We start from the raw sequence: 19319 nt of genomic DNA on the forward strand, positions 1-19319 counted from the left end.
CTAGGCTGCCCTGGTGACGGCCAACGAGATGCCACCCATGGCAACCCCACGCGTCGCCGCCGGTGCCCTCTTCTTCAACGACGAAGGCCACGTGCTCCTCGTACGCCCCAGCTACAAGAAGCACTGGGACATCCCCGGCGGCTACGTCGAACCCGGCGAATCACCGCGTGCAGCGTGTATGCGCGAGATCCAGGAAGAACTGGGCCTCACCATCGCTGTCGGCCCCATGCTCGTCGTCGACTGGGCACCGGCCGAGCACGAAGGAGACAAACTCCTCTTCATTTTCGATGCTGGTTTTCTCACTACAGAGCAAGAACAGGCCATCCGCTTCGCGGACGGTGAACTCACCGAATGGCGCTACGTGACATCAGGAGATCTGGATCATCACGGACCGCTTCGACTCACTCGCAGACTCCGCACAGCGATCGCAGCACACAACAGCGGCAATGCCGCCTATGCGGAGCACGGCAACGCCCTCTAGCCACAGAGTTTCGACACGGGTTCAGGGTGGCCCCCGGACGTTCGTTTTGGTAGGACGAGAGATGATCTGGTGGTCTTCACCCTTCCTAAGACGCCGATTCCTCTTCGCTCGTCAGTTCCAGCTCATGCGCGATCCGCTGAGGCTGCCCGTTGTTGACACGCCGCCAGCGCTGCCCTGCGGGATCGGTGAACTCCACCGTTACAACCGCAGTTTCCCGATTCCCGCCAGCCTGTGCATGGATCGGTGCCTCAGGCTCGCCGCCTACCTGCGTCGAATCGTGCGGCGGGATGAATTCTTTCGTCTTTAAGTTGATGACTTGGCCGCCGCTCAACCTCACCGAGACGGATACCCAGTGGACTGGCGATTGCCTGAAGTTGTAAACGGTAACCCGTGCGCTTCGGATGTCGCCGTAATGCGTGACGAGGGAGGGCCTAGTAGTCATCACTAGTTGTGCCTTGCTCTGCTCCTCGCCATCTCGCGCAGCAGCCAGCTCCGCACGCGCCTCACGCACCTGTTGGCGCTCATGCATCAGCAGGGCTGCGGCGGCTGCGGCGGCGAGCAGCCCGGCGAACACGCCGAAGACGCTGCCCCATCCCTGCATCCAGTCAGTGATCTTCGGTTGTTCTTCCCCTGTTGGCGCTTTGTAGCCCGCAGAGATTGCAGCGGCGATGAGTACGAGGGCGAGCACGAGGAACATCGCACTGCCCGCAACAAGCAGCCACGTCTTGCGATCAAGCCTCACCGGTGCATCCTGCCGGGTAGGGATCGCGCCTGCACTGTCGACTTTGCGACTCACACTTCGGCACCCGACGCACCGGGCACCGGGCGCAGGCGGCGAGGCAGCAAGGAAGCAGCGTGAGCGTCGATGCGGGTCGGTCCGGCAACCCTCGCCGACGAGTGCTGGCGCCTGCTCGTTGACGCTGCCCGGTGTGCCTGACACCGGGGGCTGACAGCAGCCATCAGCTTGAGACCGCATCCCCCGGCGGGAATCGAGAAGGGCTCGATACAAGTCGCAGTCGTCCGCGACCGCCAGTCGCTGTATGTAAACGTCACTTCCAGTTGTCACCGTCCAGGAGGCTCGTTGATGACCTCGATCAGGGCTTCGAGGTCCCTCTGCCAGGCCAGCAAGTCGTCGAGATTTGGCTCGTTCATATCGCCGACCTTGACGTTGATCGTGTTGTAGTCGACCTCCAGGTTCGTGGCCAGCCGTGCTGCCCTGTCGCGCACTGCCTTCGTCGGGTGCGTTGCGTGCAACTTTCGAAGGTCGCGAATGACATCACCGACGTCCGCATGCCCGCCAGACGGCAGATGCGCTGGGAACATGTCGACGTCTAGGCCGTACTTTTCCACCGCCTCGTAATAGATCCAGGCCAACGCATTGCCGGCCAACTCGGCTGCCTCTTTGCGGGCCTCAAAGTGGGCCTGCTGTTGCAGCATCGCCTGCTGGTGTCGGTGATCCGCCTGCTGGCGTTCGCGCTGGCCTTCTAGGTCCAGCTTCTGCCTCTCCCGTAGGCCGCCCAACTCCAACTGCTGACGTTCCTCTTGGCCCGCCAACTCCAGCTGCTGGCGTTGGCTCTGCTGGCTGCCGGTGAGCTTGAGGTTCCAGCGATCAATCGCACCCGCCAGAGCTCCGCCCAGAATTCCCGACACGCCCATCAAGGAAACCCATCCGGTCCAGTCTGGCAACGGCATGTCGTGTCTCCTCGTTAACGGCTCGATGGATAGGCTGCCACTCCAGCCGCTAGCTTGCCGGGGGCCGATGCCGGCGGCAAGGGCCCTAGCCCTATCTGGTTGCCGCCGATTCTCGCGCTGGGTCACCGTCATAGACCAGGTCGAGACAGTGAAGTCAAGGCCTGCAAAATCATCGGGCACATGACGGGCGCAACTGACGCCGAGAAGGGCTGTCAACAGCTGTAAGGCCATGAGGGGCCTCGCCCAGGTCAGTCACGCCCATCCGCCCGATCTGCGATGATCGGCACCCGCCCAAAGGGTTCAGGCTTCAAGTCTCAGCATTGCCGAAACGTTCTCTCTTGGATCAAGGGCCGCGCACGCGCGGCCCCGCCCGGCGCACTCGGCCTGCTGGCGGCCTTCGGCCGGCATCGGCCGGCGCGCCGGGCGGTCCGAGCGGCAGGTCGAAGGACAGGCAGGCCGTGACGATCGCGAGCAGAGTGGCCGTCATCGAGGGCAGGGCGATCGCTGCCGCGCCGCTCCGCGGCTTGCCACCGAATAGCAGTTCATGAAGCCGGAGACCTAGGGCCTTGCGTCGGTCAACGGTAGGCGACTGAGTGTGGCGGATGCTGGACCCTCGGCGACCACCAGCGACGACCACCGGCGAAATGGTCATAGCTTCTGTACGTCTTCAAGGCGGCCCGTAACGGGCCGCACGCGCCGCCGCCTGGGCGCGTGCCGGCCGCTGCCGCTGTCGCTCGGCGGCCGTCACGCCCGATGCCCGGCGGCTGGCGCGGAAAGCGGGGAAGCCCGGAGGGCCGCCGCAGAACGACAGGCCGTTGACCGGTGAGGGGTGGGCCGGCAGCCGGCCGGGCCACGCGGTCACGAGCCCGCGCGGCGTAGGGGGAGCGCACGCCGGCCGCGGGGTTGCGGTTAGGGTGCCTCCGGCGGGGGGCGCTCCGGCTCCAGGATGGCCGGGGCTCAGCCCGCGGGGCACGGTTGGTGGGTGGTTGCAGTAGGCCATCCCGTCTCCTCTCGACCCGGGCGAGCCGAGCAGACCACCGCCCGGCCCGCCCGCGCTCGTACGAGCCGTCAAGGTCCGCTTGACGTTGGCGGGCCGGGCGGCGGCCTGCTCCCAAGAGGCGGGTCGAGGGCAGACGTGATGGCATCTGGGGTGTCCGTAGTGCTAGCGCCGTTCGAAGGGAAGCCAAGCCGACGGACGGATCACCGGTGCCTAATGGAGGTCGATGGGCTGGTCAGCAATGAAAAGTACTCTTCACGGAAATCCGGATTCTTGAAAACGGCATCACGGGCCATCCCGGGGTGCATCTGTTGAAAGGAATTCGCGGCCGCGGCGAGTATCGTCAGAGCCTTAACGAGGGGTGCCTTCTTTACTGGTCCAGCAAGCCGATGATAGTTCGTTCCGAATCGCAAGTTGCTGGGGTCTTTGATGCGGAGCCGCGTAATTGCGTAACCCGCCAGCACGTAGAACCGCGCATTGGTAAATTCATCAAGGATTGTCTTTGCGTCGTCGCCCTTAAGGAACTCGTCCACTTGCGAAAGGATCTCGATAGCCGCTAGGTATGCGTCTAGGTCCAGCGACTCGGGGAAGATGCTTTCGTATCCGTCTCTGCGGGACAGCAGGGTAGAGGGTCGAGCCCTAGCCACGTCGGGCTGGGCAAGAAGTAGCGTGATTAAGGCTTGCGCTAGCAATCCCATTGTGACCCGACGCTTAGCAGGCATCCCTTGGTTCTTGTACCGGTTCTTCCGGCGCTCGTAGTACCAGTTGTGAACCTTTAGAAAGTTCTCTATCTCTCGTTGCCGTGGTTGGGTGGCAAACAGCGCAGGTCCGGGAACCTGCGTCTGCCTGTTTGTTCCAGCGATGATGCGGTCACGGGTTTCTTCGTCGGTCGATGCAATGACGCGAACAACTATGCCATTTGTGAGCCGATCGGGGTGGAGTGTGTTTTCCCGATCAGCTCGGTCAAGAACGTACGAAGTTTGAAGTCCGTTCACGATCAGCGGACGAGAAATCGTAAGTGTCTGTTGAGGGCTATCCACCTGATCGCCGATAACGGTCACGCCATTATTGAGCCACCAGAACTCTACGTCATCGGGGTCGACCAGCGTCTGCCCAATCGCCTCGTTGACGAGGTTATCGCCCTCAAAGTCGCGGACGTTGTAATCGAAGAGTTCCTCCCTTAGGGCCTGCGTGTCTTTGTCTCTGATGAAAGCTAAGTAGTCAGAGATGCTCGCAACGCCGACGAACGAACCCCGCTCACGAATTAGACTCCTAAAGACAAGGGTGGCTGGCTCGCTGTAGTCTGTGCCGGCCAAGATATAGAGACCCCTGATTCCGACGTGCTCGGCGGTTACTTCTGCGCCCGTCGTGAGCAAGGATTCGACCAGCAGGCGTACTTGATCACCCTTCGCAGAGATACTCGGAGTAAGGTTCGGCTCCGGTGCCTTCGTGACGTACACCAATCGGAACACGAATTTGGGAAACTTTGGACCTAATGACCTCACGGCCTTCCGTAAGATGCCCGTGCGCTCGACTACGGCAGGCTTGAACATCTTTTCAAGCTCGGCGTCCTTTGCTCCTGAGTCCAGTAGCTTCGCTAGTGAACTCAGTAGGTGCTCCCAAACGGACTCCTCCCACTTGTTCCTATTCTTGGACTGAATGAGGAATACCGTAAGCTCGGGGTGCGGCGCCAAGTTCCTGAGTGAGGGATTACCCGGAACCAGAAATGGGCTGTCCGGGCTAAGCAGTATGCCATTCAGGAAGACAAACAGGCTGTCAATGCCGCCATCGGCTCCACCATCTACGATCCCTGCGGACAGCTCGTCGGAGGAAAGGTCTCTCGGCTTTAGTACCTGGATGGCGGCGTACTTCTCGAATACGTCGTCGATGTCTTCGCCAGGATACTCTGTCTCGCAAAATTCCTGAAAGTGCGCATCTACGACTAACCTGTCAGCGTTCGAGGGTGCCATGTGTATCTCCGCATGTTGGACCAGGGCTAGCAGGACGTGGCGGAGCTGCCTGAGTATGCTCTGCTCCGCTTCGCCTCTTGGCATCATCCAGAGCCATCCTTTCAGGACATAGCTCGAAACGGGAGCCCCTGAAGTTCGCGTGTACAGACAGGGCTCTAGCTCTGGCAGTCCGTGCGTCGAGAGCTTGCACCGGAGCATGAGAGGCTGCCAGCAGACGTTTGGGGCTGACGAGCCTCCGGTCAACCTTCGCCAGGCGGACCACACCGCCAGCTCGCAGCGTGCCTCTGCGTCGAAGTCAGTCCTCGTTGACGTCCGTCGGCTCTCCTGGCCGAGGCTCCACGAAGTTCAGTTCGACGAGCCGCTGATGCGTGAGCCACTCAAGGCGCTGCGTTTGGAGATGAAGGGTGCGTCGGAGACCCCCGCCGCGGAGCTGCCGTTCACTCACCAACTGAGCGAGCCTACCAACATGCGCTGCTCTACGGGCGATTCGAATGTCCGGATGTTTCCGGTCTTCCCACAACTCATCTGGGATGATCCGGCCTCTGACGCTCTTTGGGAGTTCTAGCGGCTCAAATTCTTGGGGGGTTGCCTCGTTGAGAACGGCACCGAATCTCGACTCGCGCTTCAACTTGTAGTAAACGGTGGCCTCATAGGGCCGCATAGCTTTGGTTCTTTCGGCGGCCTTGGGAGAAATTTTCGTGATTTCAGGCGTCGTCCATACTTCGACTTCAGCGACCTCGAATGGGTCCAGTACAAATTTGGCGACCGGGTCCGAGCGCTGCCCCGTCAGATGGCGCCCTACGCGGTCCTTGACTTTGGCAACGGTCTGGCCGACGTAGATGGGCTCTCCGTCAAAATCATAAAACCCGTAAACGGCTGCTCTGGCCTGCCCGATACTCGATCCCGGCTGGTTCGGGTCAGGAGAGCCCATGAACTCGTCATACATAGCTCTGATGAGGCGCGTTGCTCGGGGTGGAACCGGACGGCGTGCTCTTTTGGGCAAGATAGGCTCCTGGTCCTTGCTTGCGGGCAATAGCCGCATGGTTGACTATTTCTCCGGCGTTGATCGTTGGCCAGTCATATTCCGGCCCAGTCGCACGCCAATCCTTCCGCAGTTTGGCCCACGAGGATCGCCTCGCCATCGCAATCGTAGAAACGGACCCCACCGCCTGGTCTTGTCAGGGATAAGCGCAGGTGGCAGCGGCCCGATCGTTGCTTGGGGTCAAGGGGTCACTGTCGGAGGCGGCTGCCTGATGATGAGCTCGATTAGCTGATCCAGAGTGAGCCATGGACGAGACCGGTGGATCATCCTGTGGCAGTTCGAGCAGAGGAGGACGAAGTCGCTAACCTTGGTGGTGGTGGCACCGGACTCTGAGAGGGGTGTCTTGTGGTGACACTCGATGTAGTCTTCGCCGCGGGGCCCGTAAGCGACGGCGAAGTTGAAGCCGCAGGCTTCGCAGGAGACGTGGCCGTGTTTGCGCTTGTAAGACTTGACGGCCTTGTTGCGGATTCCACGGTCCCGTTCGCGTCGTAGGTGCAGCCGCTCCAGTAGGCCGCCCTCCTGTGCGCTTGCGTCATCGAGGTCGGGGTCTGTCGGGTCCGCAGTCCATTTCTCGTTGAGGGGGCCGGCAAGGATCGCGGCCCTGAGTGCCATCGCTTGACGGTGCATCTCCTCTGGGTTAGCGAGGAACTCGGCTAGGACTTCGAGGTCTAGTTTGCCGCCCCGCGTAGGTGTACCGCGGTAGTCAGGGTGGTGGGTGGCGATGTCAGTAGTTTTGCGGCCGACACTGTTGGGGTTGCGGAAGGTCTCTGTGCGCTGGTCAACCGGGTGCGCCCAGTACCGCTGGAGAAGGGCAGAGAGCTCGATGACCTGGGGATACTCAGCTCGAAGTTCATGCCACTTGTTGGCGTAGACCAGGTCGCAGGCGAGGATAAGCTCGTCGCGGCTCCAGTCGGGGTTCTTGCGAACCTGCATGGAGAAGCCGAGCCGGTCGCGCAAGTGGCGGGCGACGGACTTCTCGCCGCCGGTGAGGTCGTCGGTGATCCACCGGTGTTGACCAGGGATTTGGCCGTGCGCGTATCCAGCGAGGGCTTTCGAGTCGTAGAGCTTGCCGCCGTGCTCGACGAAGTAGGACAGGGCGCGACCGAGCTTGTAAGTCTCAAGGAACCCGTCGCGACCTAGCCGGTCGAACTCCGCCATAGCTTCGAGAACGGCTTCTCGGGTGATGTCGCTGAGGGCCATGCCGGGAAGCATAGGGCTAGGCATCCACATCTACTGGCACCCCTGCGCTCAGGGTCAGTGCACTAGCCTTGCGAGTGGCAGAGTGGGAGAGGAAGCCACGAGGCAGCAGCCATCTACGTCAAGACCCGCCCCTAGGACCGCCCGCTGAAGGTTGACCGAATGCCCTAGTCGTCGGAGGCATCGTCGGCAACCGACTCCTGAAGGACGTTGCCGACTAGTTCGTGCACGTTGATCGCGCTAGGAGATGGCCTGGCTCGGCCTTCCGCGTAGGCCAACCGCGCAGCTGCCAGGTCGGCGAGGCGGACCGCTTGAATGACGATGACGCGTCGCAGGCCAGACGAGACCTCGCCTCGCTCGTGGGCAACGGCTGACACTCTAGCCAAGGTCTCAGCGCGACGGGCGATACGAACGTCTGGGTGCTCGCGGTCTTCTCGCAAGTCTTCCGGGATCAAGTTGAAGCGATACGCAGGCGGCAGATCCACGAGTTCAGAGACTGGTGGGATCTTCTCGTTCAAGATCGCCCGGTACTTCGAGTCGTCGATAGCCTGGTGATACGCCGAGTACTCGATCGCGTCGAGCTTCGCCCGCTTGTCGGGGTCGGTGCGCAGGTGCTCGGTTGGCCAGAACGCCAATTCCGCGACCTCGAAGGGGTCGAGGATCCGATACGCCAAGGTATCGCTCCGTTGACCGGTCATGTGTCTGCCGATGCGGGTTCCAAAATTTTCCCACGTCTGCCCGACGTAGATGGGCTCCGCATCGTAGTCGTAGAAGCCGTACACGCCGATGCAACTGCCCAGCCGCTTGCCGCTCGCGGCGTCCACGGACCTCATCGCGTCCTTCAGCAACAGTCGGAAGCCCTGGACGAACTTAGTCGGCAGCGAGGCCTTCGACGGCGGCTCGTGATCCGGCTCGTTGTACGACGCGACGCCGCGACTAGCCACTGGACACACCTCGACCTTCTCGCCCATCGATGATCCGGAGCAGGAGTCTAAGGGCTAGCCTTGCACACCGTGAAGGACGGGGACGGCACGGAGAGCCGGCGGAGCCGATCTCCCTGGCAGGAGTCCACGTTGGAGTGGAGCCCGCAGGCGAAAGTCGGCAACCCACCCGGCGCAGCGCCTCGGGCGTCCTCGCTGTCACTTCAAGATCCGCCACCGGGACTGCAGGTCCAAGGCTGCTTGACGACGCGCTAGGTGCTCGTTGCTCGAACCAGTGCAGCGTGGATGGCTTCCGCCGCATCTTTCGCTGGCTCGTGTTCCCAGACGCGGAAGACAGTCCACCCCGCAGCGCGCAGCAAATCATTAACTGCCACGTCCCGGTTTCGGTTGCGGTCGATCTTTTGATGCCAGTACCCGCTGGGGTCGGACGGCATTCGACAATGCAGCGGGCATCCGTGCCAGAAACAGCCGTCGACAAAAATTGCGACTTTGTGGCGCGTGAAGACAATATCTGGCCGGACCGCGCGTTCCCGGAGTGGGATTCGATAGCCGACTCGGTAGCGTAGTCCTCGGCGGAAAAGTTGTCGACGGAGGGCCAGCTCAGGTTTTGTGTCGGCGCTCCGGTTTGCCCTCATCGTGGCCGAGGCTGATGAGGGCGGCGGTGTAGGAGGTAACCTCATCGCGTTGTCCCCTGCGCCAACTAGGGTTACTCCACGCCGGCTGGCCGGAGGACCGGCAGGAGATAGTTGTTGCCGATCCACTCGATAACGTCAACCACGACGGCGTCGCCGAACCCGAAGAGTTGCTGGTTCGGCGTGCCGGCAAGGAGTTTGTAGTCGTGAGCGCCCATGAGGTTGGCGTACTCGCGTGGTGTCATCCACCGAATCGCCTTGCTGCCTCTGCCCAGCCGGACCAGCGCCTGCTTGCTTGATCCGCCTCCGGTCGTCCGAAGACACCCGGCGATGCCGTCCTTGCGAAGCTCCCACACGGAGACACGCTGCCTGGTGCGCCGGTAGGCAGTCCGATAGCTGATGGTGTCCGCAGCGAGAAGAGCGTCGAAGCGAGCCTTCTGAACGTCGCTGAGAGACCGGACGAAGGCGTCTACGCGGTCCTCGCCCCACCACAAGTCAGCAGCGACGTCCGTCTCCACGAAGCCGTCCAGGTCCTGCGGGCCCTCCGGCAAGGCTGGGAGGTCGATGTAGTGCATATCCAGCGTCTGGCGGTGCTTCTCGTGGATGGCTTGCACCCAACCAGGACGCGCGTCGGTGACCGGTGGGACGCCATGCCGTGCCTGGCTCGGCAGCCTGTTCTTCTGAATGCCGACGATGAACATCCGCGGTCGAGACTGCGGCACGAAGTGCCGAGCGTCGATCGCAAGCACGTCCAAGGAGTAGCCGAGCTTCGACAAACTTGCCAGTGCGGCCGTGAGATCCTCGCCCCCGTGGCTGGTGGCAAAACCGTGAACGTTCTCAAGGAGGATCACTGACGGCCGGGGCGACATGCCCTCCACGATCTTGGCGAACTCCCAGAACATCCCCGACTGCTCGCCGACCAGTCCACGCCTGTTGCCAGCCAGTGAAAGGTCGATGCATGGGAAGCTGCTCGTCGCCAGTTCGATCCCCGTTGGCAGGTCCGGAGCCTCGACCCTGCGGATGTCGCGAACAATGAAGTGATCTTCAGCGTCCGGGAAGTTGGCGGCGTAGGCGGCGTACTTGGCCTGCTTGATGTCGTTTGCCCACACCACCTGCACCTGAGCGCCCTTCACGCGCTCAAGGGCGGTTCGGACGAGACCGATCCCGGCAAAGAACTCTGCTGCCCGGATGGGCGCGCTCTCCATGCTTCCTCCCTCGCCCATCATCGCTGCAGCCTATAGGCGCCCTGGCGGCCGTCCCCAGGCATGACACTCATCTGTGATGATTCGATCATCAGTTCGACTGGCCGTGATTGTGTGAGTGCTGACGGCTGATGTGCGCTGCGACACATCGCCGTAGTCAACGACGGCAGCCCCGATGAAAACTCCGATGGACGGCGGCCCGCTGAGGAGGGCTGGCGCGAACCACAGTCCGAGCGCCCAGCTACCTCACGACAAGTGCCGACGCGATGCAGAGAGTTCGTGGACGAGGCGTCAGGCAGCGAGGCGGCAAGAAGGCAGCGCGAGCCCTGATGGACGTGGGCAAGGAACGTCAACCGACGACTCCCGGTACCTGCTCGCTGACGCCGGTCACCACCAGTTGGCAGCAGTCGACAGCCTGATACCGCATCCCCCCGGCGGGCGGCCTGGGTCTTCGGCGGAACGGCTGTCGACAGCAACGCTGACAGCAACCGCGCCGGACGGCGGTACCCTAGCGAGCACTGGCACGGACGAAGCCCCGAGCGTGGAGCCGCTTCCGGACGTGTGCGGACGCGACGCACAGAGCTTGTAAGCGAGATGTCGCCGGTTCGATCCCGGCCGGGGGCTCCAATTCCCATCCAACCGTTCCGCGCCCGGCGCGGGCGCGCGACGGCCCGTCGAGGGTGGCCAGGATCTCGGGGCAGGGCTCCGGGTCGGGGCCCTGCCGGTGCCGGCAGGGTCGGGCCGCACCGTGACCGGCGCCTATGCTGGGCCGGTGAGCAGGGCCGCGGAGGAGTCGAACCGGGCCATGCTGCGCGCCCGGGACGCCATGGACCGCGCGTACGACCAGCCGCTCGACATCCCGGCGTTGGCCCGCATCGCGTACGTCTCCGAAGCGCACTTCATCCGCACCTTCCGGGCCACCTTCGGCGAGACCCCGCACCGCTACCTCCAGCGGCGGCGGGTGGAGCGGGCGATGTACCTGCTGCTGCACTCCGACCGGGACGTCACCGACATCTGCTACGCGGTCGGGTTCTCCAGCCTGGGCACGTTCAGCCGCACCTTCCGCCAGATCGTCGGGGAACCACCATCGGAGTACCGCCGGCGCCGGTCGCCGGTCGCCGGGGCAGTGCCGAGCTGCTTCACCAAGGCCTGGACCCGACCCAGCAGTTTTGGATAAGCAGCAGGTCAGGGCCACCCCGTAGCGTTCCCGGCATGACGATGAACGCGATCAGCCGCTCCCAGATCTACGTCCTCGACCAGGACGAGGCCCTCGACTTCTACGTCGGCAAGCTCGGCCTCGAGGTCAACACCGACGCCGACCTCGGCTTCATGCGCTGGCTGACGGTCAACATCCCCGGCGACCCGGAGCGCGAGATCCTGCTGGAGAAGCCGGGCCCGCCGGCCCTCGACCCGGCCACCGCCGAGCAGGTCCGCGAGCTGCTCACCAAGGGGGCGCTGGGCGGGACCCTCTTCATGACCACCGACGACGCGCACAAGACGTACGAGGACCTGGTCGCCAAGGGCGTCGACATCACCGACGAGCCGATGGAACGCCCGTACGGGATCGACTTCGGCATCCGCGACCCGTTCGGCAACAAGATCCGCATCGGCCAGATGTTCGCCCGGAGCTGACCGGCGACGGGCCGGCATGATCGGAAGGCGCGCCGTGGCGGTGCGCCTTCCGATCGCGCGTGAGGGGACGACGTGGGGACCCGCCTGCTCTACCTGGCCCGGCACGGCGAGCAGCACCGGCCGGCGGGCGCCCCGCCCGGCGTCGACCCGCCGGAGACGGGCCTGTCCGACCGGGGCCGACGGCAGGCGACGCTGCTCGGTGAGCGGCTGCGCGGCGTGCCGATCGACGCCGTCCACCACGGCCCGCTGCGGCGCGCCGCCGAGACCGCCGAGCTGGTCACGGCGGCGCTGCCCGGGATCCCCGTGTACGCGGCCGAGGACGTAGGCGACCACCTGCCGCACGACACCGACCCGGCCGGCCTGCCGCCCGCGTACGCCCGGCTGCTGGCCGGCTTCTCCCCGATCGAGCGGGCCGACGGGCCACGGCTGACGGCGGCGGCCGTGCGGCGGTTCGCCACCGCGCCGGCCGACGGCGTCCGGCGGGACCTGGTCGTCACGCACACGTTCCTGATCGCCTGGTTCGTCCGGCACGCGCTGGACGCGCCGGAGCGGCGCTGGCTGGGGTTCAACGCGCACAACGGCGGGTTGACGGTCATCCGCTACCGGTCGGGCGGCCCGCCGACCCTGGTCGCTGTCAACGACGTCGCCCACCTGCCGCCGGAGCTGCGCGCCACCGGCCTGCCGGAGGACCACCGGTACTGACCCCCGCGCGGGTGGTCGCCGGGCCGTCGCCGTTATGGTCGCCGCACCGGCGCCGCCGACCCGGGCGGCCGGCGTCGCGGCGAGCGGGCGGCACGGCCGGGCGAAGGGGTGGTGACGGTGGCGGACGCGGAACTCCTCGTCGAGACGACCGGGGCGGTGGCGACGGTGGTGATCCACAACCCGGCGCGGCGCAACGCGATGACGGCCGGGATGTGGCGGCGGCTGCCGGGGCTGCTCGACGAGCTGGAGGCCGACCCGGCCGTCCGGGTCCTGGTGCTCACCGGCGCCGAGGGCACCTTCTGCGCGGGCGCGGACCTGGGCGAGCTGGACGACCTGCTCGGCGACGGCGACCTCGACACCGTGGTGGCCGCCGAGGAACGGCTGGCCTCCTTCGCCAAGCCGACCGTCGCCGCCATCCGGGGCGCCTGCGTGGGCGGCGGCTGTCAGCTCGCGGTCGCCTGCGACCTACGTTTCGCCGCCACCGACGCGCGGTTCGGCGTGCCGCCGGCGCGGCTGGGCCTGGTGTATCCGGCGCCCACCACCCGCCGGCTGGCCCGGCTGGTCGGTCCGGCCGCGGCCAAGCACCTGCTCTTCACCGCCGAGCTGATCGACGCCGAGCGCGCGTTGCGGATCGGCCTGGTCGACGAGGTGCTGCTGGCCGACCGGCTCGCCGCCCGGGTGGACGAGGTCACCGCCGCCGTGGTCGCCCGGTCGCAGCTCACCGTGGCGGCCGCCAAGGAGATCATCGACGACCGGGCGGACGAGGACCGGATCGCCTGGTGGCGCGGGCAGGCGCGGGCCAGCGGCGAGGCCCGCGAGGGTGTCGCGGCCGCCCACGAGCGCCGCCCGCCCCGCTTCGGCTGGACGCCGCCCGCCCGGCACTGACCGCCGACTCGACCAAGGGGTACGCCGGACACGGTCCGCGCGTGGGTGGTGTCGGACGGTGCGGTGGGGCAGGCTGTCCGCTGTGCAGCGTGATCAGTTGCTCGCGGGCCGCTACCGGCTGGGTGGGCGCCTCGGCAGGGGCGGCATGTCCGAGGTCTACCGGGCGCACGATGAGGTGCTGGAACGCGACGTCGCGGTGAAGGTGCTCGTCGCGGCGGACCCGTCGGCGCGACGGCGGATCCAGGCCGAGGCGAAGGCGGCGGCCAGGCTCTCGCACCCGAACGTCACCGCCGTCCACGACTACGGCGAGTCCGTCCTCTTCGGCCGGCACGCGCCCTTCGTCGTCATGGAACTGCTCTCCGGCCGTACGCTCGCGCAGCGGCTCGCCGTCGGGCCGCTGCCGCCCCGGGACGCGCTGCGGGTCTGCGCGGAGGTGGCCGCCGGCCTCGGCGCCGCCCACGCCCAGGGGCTGGTGCACCGCGACGTCAAGCCCGAGAACGTCGTGCTGACTCCGACGGGAGCGAAGGTGGTCGACTTCGGGATCGCCGCCGTCGCCGGCACGCCCGAGATCGACTTCGAGGGGCGGCTGCTCGGCACCCCGGCCTACCTGGCCCCCGAGCGGCTCGCCGCCGGCGAGGTGCTGCCCGCCTCCGACGTCTACGCGCTCGGCCTGCTCGTGCACCAGGCGCTCGCCGGCCGGCTGCCGTGGCACAGCGAGACGCAGACCGGCATGCTGCGCGCCCACGCGTACGCCGAGCCGGGCCCGCTGCCGGAGGTCGACGGCGTGCCGCCCGAGGTCGGCCGGCTGTACCGGCGGTGCCTGGCGAAGGACCCGGGCGACCGGCCCTCGGCCGCCGAGGCGGCGCGCGTCCTCGCCGGGGCGCTCGCCCGGATGCCGCATCGCGAGGCGGACCGCGCGGACGTGCCGGCGGGGCGCCGGGACGTGCCGAGGGGGCCCGCGGACGTGCCTGCGGGGCGCCGGGACGTGCCGAGGGGGCCCGCGTACGCGCCAGCGGGCCGCGCGGACCTGCCGGCGAGGCACCGGGGCGTGCCGGCGGGGCCCGACGGCGGGCGTGATCCCGCCGAGGGGGCGCCGGCCGTACCGGCCGCGACCGCGGCGGCCGTCGAGGGCGACGCCCGCCCGGGGCGCCGGGGCCGGCGGTCGAGGCGGGGCTCGTGGGCGCTGGTGGCGGTGGGTGCGGCGGTGGTCGGCGTGGTGGCGGTGGCCGGGACGCTCGGCGATCCCTCCGTCCGGGGCCCCGGCCCGCGCGACGAGCCCCGCACCGGCATCGGCACCGGCGCGGTGGGCTCCACGAGTGTCGCCCTGCCGGTTCCCGCCGACGCGCCGCAGCGGCCGGCCGCCCCCGGCGCGGGCCCGCCGGTCGGGTCGGCCACCGCCGGCCGGTCCAGCCCCGGACCGGTCGCCCCCACCGGCGTGGGCCCCACCGGAGGCAGCCCGACCTTCCCCGCGCCGACGGGCGGCGCCGAGCCGTCCCCCACGGGCGGCCGGCCGTCCGGCCTGGACGTGAACTCGCGCGGCGGGGTGGTGACGGTCCGCTGCGACGGGAAGCTGGCCGAGGTGGTCGACGTGGCGCCGGCCGCCGGCCACCACGTCGAGGAGTACGCGCCGGGCCCGGCGCGGGAGGTGCGGGTCGAACTGGTCGCCGCCCGGAGCCGCAGCGTGGTCACCGTCCGCTGCGCCAACGGCCGCCCGGTGCCCCGCGTCAAGGAGTCCCGCGTCAAGGAGTCCCGGTAGCCGGGGCGGTGGGGCTGCGCTGCGGGGAGGGGCCGGCGGGCGCCGCGCCGGGAGTCGTACCCCCGACGCGGCCCCCCCGTTCCCGCCGGCCGGTCCGTCACCGCCCGACCAGCGCCGCCCAGCCAGGGGTCGCCGGCTCGCGCCGCAGCGGCATGCCCGCCTCGGCCGGCGTCCGGTCGCCCTTGCGCTGGTTGCAGTCGTAGCAGGCGGCGGTCGTGTTCCGCCACGTGTTCCGGCCGCCGCGCGAGCGGGGCAGGATGTGGTCGATCGTGCCGGCCGGGCCGCCGCAGTACGCGCAGCACCGGCCGTCCCGCCGCAGCACCCCGGACCGCGACCAGGCCGGCCCGGCGCTGAACCGCCAGCGGGTCACCACGTAGCGGACGAGGCGGACCACCCGGGGGACCGGGAAGACCCCGATCACCCGGTCCGGCTCGGCCTCGTGGATCTCGGCGACCCGGCGGCAGAGCATCCGGATCGCGTGCTGGACGGTGACCCGGTGCAGCGGGCCGAGGTCGGCGTTGACGACGAGGACGGCGTCCACCGGTGTCTCCCTTCGTGGCGGTGACGATCTGGACGGGCCGGACAGCGAAAGAGCCGCCCGGTCCGGCATGCGGACGGGCGGCTCGACGTGTGCGGACACGCGTCAGTCGGGCCGGCCGCCCTCGGGGCCTTCGAGTCGGTGACCGGCGCCGCTGGCCGGCGCCGCCGGGCGGGCCGGGCCGGGCAGCCACGACGGCACACAGGTGACGTGCGACATCGACATGGACGGCTCCCGCGGCGGTGGTTGACCTTGCGGGATCACGGTAGGTCGGCGGGCGAGAGGCGGGCAACGGATTTCGATCGAGCGGCCGCCTCGTCGGGGCGGCGCTGCCGGCGGGCCCGGCCGGCGGCCCGCGCGGCGGCCAGCGGCCGGTCGATGCGCAGCGCCATCCGCGCGGTCAGCTCGCTCTCCAGCAGCGGACGGTTGACCTCCCCGGCGACCGCGAGCGCCGGCCCGGAGACGGTGCGCCAGATCGCGGCCATGCCCGCGCCCAGCCCGAGCAGGGCCACGGCGGCCCGGGTCGCCGGCGAGCCGGCCGCCGCGAGCGCGCTCACCCCCACCACGGCGAACAGCACAGCGAGCAGCGGTACGAGCACCGGCCAGAAGATCCCCCGCGCGGCCTGCACCACGAGCCTGCGGTCCCGGATGATCAGGTTCCGGGCGACGACCGCGTAGTCCTCCTCGTCCAGCAGGTCCCTCGGGTGCAGGCCGCCGGTGAGCACGCCCCGCCACAGGTCGCCCTGGTTGCGCAGCTCGCGGGCCAGCTCCGGCAGCCCCGCCTCGGCCGGGTCGCCGACGCCCGCCCGGGTGACCGCCGACGCCCACGCCGACAGCGACCGGCGGACCACCGCGGCCGAGTACGGCGGCAGCACGGTGGCCAGCTCGTCCAGCCAGCGGCAGAGCTGGATCTGCCGGCCGCCGAAGCGCCCTGCCACCTGGTCGGCGTCGCCGTGCCGCACCGTGTCGGCCAGCGAGCGTCCCAGCCGGTACGCCAGCCCGACCCGGTGGTTGGTGGCCATCGTCCAGCGCAGCACGTCCACGTTCAGGTCGTCGAGGGCGAGCAGCAGGTCCTCCCCGGCCCGGCCGGTCACCCGGTCCCTCGCTCCGGCCGTGGACGGCGCGGGGCCGTCGCGTCGCGTCAGCTCGGCGATCTGGCCGAGCGCCACCGCCACCCCGTCCAGGTACATCTGCATGCGCCGCCGCCCCGACATCTCGGTCAGGTTGGAGAGCTTCGCCGGGGCGCCCGCCGGCCGGTCGTCCCCGGCGTCGAGCAGTTCGGCGGTCTGGGCGTGGTGGTACGCGTCCGCCATCCACCAGCCGAGCCGCAGGGCGGTCACGATGCAGGCCCGCTCGTCCCGGATCAGCGGGTACGCGTCGTCCCGCGGCACGTCGGCGACGAGCGGGCCGTCGTCCCCGTGCGGCGACATCCCGCTGACCTCCCGGCTCACCCAGACGATCAGCCTAGGCGAGCCGAGCGACCTGTTTGCCCGTTTTCGTCACCCTCGCCGTTGCCCGTGGCCGTCACCGTGGCCGGGCGAGGAGGCCCCGGGGCCGGACCGAGCGGACCGGCTCGGCCGCGCCGCCCTCGGCCCGCAGGACGTGGTTGGCCGCGACGATCCCCGTCGCCGCGGCGCGTTCCATCAGCGCGCTCGGGAAGTCGGTCCGGATGCCGTCGCCGGCCAGGTAGAGCCCGTCGGCGTCGGTGCGCACCCCCGGCCGCCGGGCGTGGCTGCCCGGGGTGAACGCCGGTGCCTGCGCCGCCACCCGGGCGCGCAGCTCCCGGACCCGCAGCCCGGCCGCCTCCGGCCAGAGCGCGGTCAGCTCGGCCCGCATCCGCTCGGCCAGCTCCGTCGCGGGCACGCCCGGCTCGCAGGCGTACGCGTGCAGCTCCAGCACCGAGCCGCCGGTGCGCCCGGCCCAGCGGCGGGGCTCGTCCTCCAGCCGGTGGTAGAGGGTCACCGAGTCCAGCGTCTGCTGCCGGGACACCCCGCTGAACACCGCCCGCCCGGCGGCCACGTCCCCGTCGCACCAGTAGCGTGCCACCGCGTACGGCGGACCGGGCCGGCCGAACTCGGGCATCAGTTCCACCAGCGTGGGCGCGTGGTCGACCAGGCCGGGCGAGGCGGCGACCAGCGCGGCCAGGGCGGGCGGATCGACGGCGAGCACCACGTGGCGGGCGGCGTACGACCCGCCGTCGGCGGTGGCGACCCGCCAGCCGGCGCCGTCCCGGGTCAGCGCGGTGGCGGCGGCCCCGGTGCGCACCCGGCCGCCGTGCCGCTCCACGTGCCGGGCCAGGGGCTCCCAGATCGCCGTCGCGTAGTCCTCGTCGGGGCAGTCGAAGGCCAGCCCCTCCGGGTTGCCCAGCAGGTAGAAGTGGAACTGCGCGATCATCTCCGCCGCCGACATCTCCGCCTCGTGGTTGAAGAACGAGTGGGAGAAGACCTCGAAGAGCATCGCGCGGGCCCGGTCCGGCAGCCGCAGCGAGGTGAGCAGTTCGTCGGCGGTGGTGTCGTCGAACTCGGCGTAGGTGCGCACCGGGTCGTACGTGAGCAGCGGCAGCGCCGCGTCCCGGTCCATGCCGCGCAGGTCGGCGAGGCGCAGGCTGGGGCTGCGCAGCAGCAGCGCCAGCAGGTTCGCCGGGGGCGCGGGTGGCAGCCTGCCGAACTCCTCGGTCGGCCAGCGGGCGCTCAGGATCGGGTAGCCGGGGACCGGCCGGAGGAAGCCGAGCCCCGGGTCGGCGCGGCGCAGGATCGACCGCCAGTTGTAGTACTGCCGGAAGAACGCGTGGAAGCCGTGCTCGTTCATCTGCCGCGTGCCGTCGGCCAGCGTCTCCGGCCAGGCCCCGAGCCGGCCACCGAGGGTCGGCGCGGCCTCCAGCACGGTCACCGCCACGCCGCGCTCGGCCAGCACCACCGCCGCCGACATGCCGGCGATCCCGCCGCCGACCACCACCGCCTCGACGGGGCGCGGCACGCGGGGGGCACCACCACCGCCCGGGTCCACCTCGTGCCGGCGTACGCCGAGGAGCCGACCGACCACTTGCGACAGCGCCATCGCACCTCCCCGCCCGGGTGGGCTTCCAGTCTGCCCGCCCTCAGCCGTCAGGAGGGGCCCCTTGTACAACGCCAGGCGTTAGCAAGGTGCCCTTCCTTTCACTGGGGCGGGAGGCAGCGGCGCTCGCGGTCGGAGGCGGGCCAGACGTACTCCAGGTCGGGCGGGACGCCGTCGCCGAAGATCGGGCCGTAGTGGCCGGGGTCCTTGCGCAGCAGCGACGAGCGGTGGCTCAGGTGCAGGTCGTCGCGGCCCAGCCAGGGCGGCAACTCGCCGGCCTCGGCCAGCTCCGCCTGGGTGCGTACGCGGGTCAGGCCGCAGGCGGCGGCCAGGTCGGCGGTCATCGTGGTCGCGCAGGTGTCGGCCCGGCCGGGCTCGCACCAGACCGCGCACACGTCCAGCCCGTACCGGGTGAGGGCCTCCTCGTACCCGGCCCACATCTTCACCGCCGGGTGGTTGCGCCAGCCGTACGTGGGGCGGGTCAGCCCGCGCAGCACCTGGATGGTCTCCACCCGCTGCTTGCCCAGCCGCTTCTGGTCCAGCGTGCGGGCGCTGGCCAGGAAGTCCGGGTACGGCAGGAACGTCTGCATGCCGCTGG

18 protein-coding genes are annotated in these 19319 nt (G+C 68.7%); 6 read left to right on the top strand and 12 right to left on the bottom strand.

Going from position 1 to position 19319, the window contains the following annotated elements:
* Positions 1-13 precede the first annotated feature (13 nt).
* Entirely contained in the window at positions 14-481 is a 468-nt protein-coding gene (locus ACFY23_RS14545) for an NUDIX hydrolase (RefSeq protein ID WP_350683654.1), read from the top strand.
* 85 nt (positions 482-566) lie between these two features.
* On the opposite strand, the gene ACFY23_RS14550 is transcribed toward ACFY23_RS14545, so the two are convergent.
* From ACFY23_RS14550 to ACFY23_RS14585, 8 genes are all read right to left on the bottom strand, one after another.
* Entirely contained in the window at positions 567-1223 is a 657-nt protein-coding gene (locus ACFY23_RS14550; RefSeq protein WP_350683652.1) for a hypothetical protein, read from the bottom strand.
* Positions 1224-1543: 320 nt separating this feature from the next.
* Positions 1544-2173 carry a hypothetical protein gene (locus tag ACFY23_RS14555; protein WP_350683650.1) on the bottom strand — a complete coding sequence of 210 codons (630 nt, stop codon included), beginning with the start codon at positions 2171-2173 and terminating at the stop codon, positions 1544-1546.
* Between the two features lie 1200 nt (positions 2174-3373).
* Positions 3374-5227, bottom strand: a complete 1854-nt coding sequence (locus tag ACFY23_RS14560; RefSeq protein WP_350683648.1) for an AIPR family protein — start codon at positions 5225-5227, stop codon at positions 3374-3376.
* Between the two features lie 208 nt (positions 5228-5435).
* On the bottom strand, positions 5436-6086 hold the full coding sequence (locus ACFY23_RS14565) for a GIY-YIG nuclease family protein (RefSeq protein ID WP_350683646.1): 651 nt from the start codon (positions 6084-6086) through the stop codon (positions 5436-5438).
* Between the two features lie 276 nt (positions 6087-6362).
* Positions 6363-7382: an HNH endonuclease gene (locus tag ACFY23_RS14570; protein WP_350683644.1), complete on the bottom strand. Its 1020-nt coding sequence runs from the start codon at positions 7380-7382 to the stop codon at positions 6363-6365.
* Positions 7383-7546: 164 nt separating this feature from the next.
* A complete protein-coding gene (locus ACFY23_RS14575) occupies positions 7547-8350 on the bottom strand; it encodes a GIY-YIG nuclease family protein (RefSeq protein WP_350683642.1) in 804 nt (267 codons plus the stop codon).
* A 221-nt stretch (positions 8351-8571) separates the two neighbouring features.
* Positions 8572-9000, bottom strand: coding sequence for a very short patch repair endonuclease (locus ACFY23_RS14580; protein WP_350683640.1), 429 nt, complete (start codon positions 8998-9000; stop codon positions 8572-8574).
* Positions 9001-9026: 26 nt separating this feature from the next.
* Positions 9027-10178: a DNA cytosine methyltransferase gene (locus tag ACFY23_RS14585; RefSeq protein WP_350683638.1), complete on the bottom strand. Its 1152-nt coding sequence runs from the start codon at positions 10176-10178 to the stop codon at positions 9027-9029.
* Between the two features lie 748 nt (positions 10179-10926).
* Here ACFY23_RS14585 and ACFY23_RS14590 point away from each other — a divergent pair.
* The 5 genes from ACFY23_RS14590 (at position 10927) to ACFY23_RS14610 (ending at position 15129) form a co-directional block, all read left to right on the top strand.
* Complete coding sequence (locus ACFY23_RS14590; RefSeq protein ID WP_350683636.1) at positions 10927-11331, top strand: AraC family transcriptional regulator; 405 nt, start codon at positions 10927-10929, stop codon at positions 11329-11331.
* Positions 11332-11366: 35 nt separating this feature from the next.
* Entirely contained in the window at positions 11367-11786 is a 420-nt protein-coding gene (locus ACFY23_RS14595) for a VOC family protein (protein WP_350683634.1), read from the top strand.
* A gap of 72 nt (positions 11787-11858) precedes the next feature.
* Entirely contained in the window at positions 11859-12488 is a 630-nt protein-coding gene (locus ACFY23_RS14600; protein ID WP_350683632.1) for a histidine phosphatase family protein, read from the top strand.
* A 111-nt stretch (positions 12489-12599) separates the two neighbouring features.
* A complete protein-coding gene (locus ACFY23_RS14605) occupies positions 12600-13373 on the top strand; it encodes an enoyl-CoA hydratase-related protein (RefSeq protein ID WP_350683630.1) in 774 nt (257 codons plus the stop codon).
* A gap of 82 nt (positions 13374-13455) precedes the next feature.
* The gene (locus tag ACFY23_RS14610) at positions 13456-15129 is read left to right on the top strand and encodes a protein kinase (protein WP_350818950.1); all 1674 of its coding nucleotides are present in this window, start codon (positions 13456-13458) and stop codon (positions 15127-15129) included.
* 97 nt (positions 15130-15226) lie between these two features.
* Here the strand turns inward: ACFY23_RS14610 and ACFY23_RS14615 are convergent, their stop codons facing one another.
* The 4 genes from ACFY23_RS14615 to ACFY23_RS14630 form a co-directional block, all read right to left on the bottom strand.
* The gene (locus ACFY23_RS14615; protein ID WP_350687498.1) at positions 15227-15670 is read right to left on the bottom strand and encodes an HNH endonuclease; all 444 of its coding nucleotides are present in this window, start codon (positions 15668-15670) and stop codon (positions 15227-15229) included.
* A gap of 257 nt (positions 15671-15927) precedes the next feature.
* Positions 15928-17118 (bottom strand): hypothetical protein, encoded by a 1191-nt coding sequence (locus ACFY23_RS14620; protein WP_350818951.1) that lies wholly within the window; start codon positions 17116-17118, stop codon positions 15928-15930.
* Positions 17119-17191: 73 nt separating this feature from the next.
* A complete protein-coding gene (locus ACFY23_RS14625; RefSeq protein WP_350687124.1) occupies positions 17192-18724 on the bottom strand; it encodes an FAD-dependent oxidoreductase in 1533 nt (510 codons plus the stop codon).
* A 98-nt stretch (positions 18725-18822) separates the two neighbouring features.
* Positions 18823-19311 (bottom strand): MSMEG_6728 family protein, encoded by a 489-nt coding sequence (locus ACFY23_RS14630; RefSeq protein WP_350687122.1) that lies wholly within the window; start codon positions 19309-19311, stop codon positions 18823-18825.
* Between the last annotated feature and the right edge of the window lie 8 nt (positions 19312-19319).

Source organism: Micromonospora sp. NPDC000121 (assembly GCF_042899165.1).
GTDB lineage: Bacteria > Actinomycetota > Actinomycetes > Mycobacteriales > Micromonosporaceae > Micromonospora.